Origin of the sequence: Clostridium sp. C8-1-8 (assembly GCF_009928445.1) — a bacterium.
In the GTDB taxonomy this organism is placed as follows: Bacteria; Bacillota; Clostridia; order Clostridiales; family Clostridiaceae; genus Clostridium_AR.
The window spans coordinates 1-460 of sequence record NZ_JAABNO010000086.1 but is presented as its reverse complement, the minus strand read 5'-3'; the positions used below and the strand labels follow the sequence as shown (position 1 = coordinate 460).

General features: G+C 52.8%; 1 rRNA gene. It reads right to left on the bottom strand.

Features of this window, described 5'->3' with window-relative positions:
* Nucleotides 1–460: ribosomal RNA gene (locus GXK57_RS26225) — 16S ribosomal RNA — on the bottom strand; the annotation flags it as partial.

Below are 460 nucleotides of genomic sequence, written 5' to 3'. Positions count from 1 at the left end.
CGTTTACGGCGTGGACTACCAGGGTATCTAATCCTGTTTGCTCCCCACGCTTTCGAGCCTCAGTGTCAGTTACAGTCCAGAAAGTCGCCTTCGCCACTGGTGTTCTTCCTAATCTCTACGCATTTCACCGCTACACTAGGAATTCCACTTTCCTCTCCTGCACTCTAGATATCCAGTTTGGAATGCAGCACCCAAGTTAAGCCCAGGTATTTCACATCCCACTTAAACATCCACCTACGCTCCCTTTACGCCCAGTAAATCCGGACAACGCTTGCCACCTACGTATTACCGCGGCTGCTGGCACGTAGTTAGCCGTGGCTTCCTCCTTGGGTACCGTCATTATCGTCCCCAAAGACAGAGCTTTACAACCCGAAGGCCTTCATCACTCACGCGGCGTTGCTGCATCAGGGTTTCCCCCATTGTGCAATATTCCCCACTGCTGCCTCCCGTAGGAGTCTGG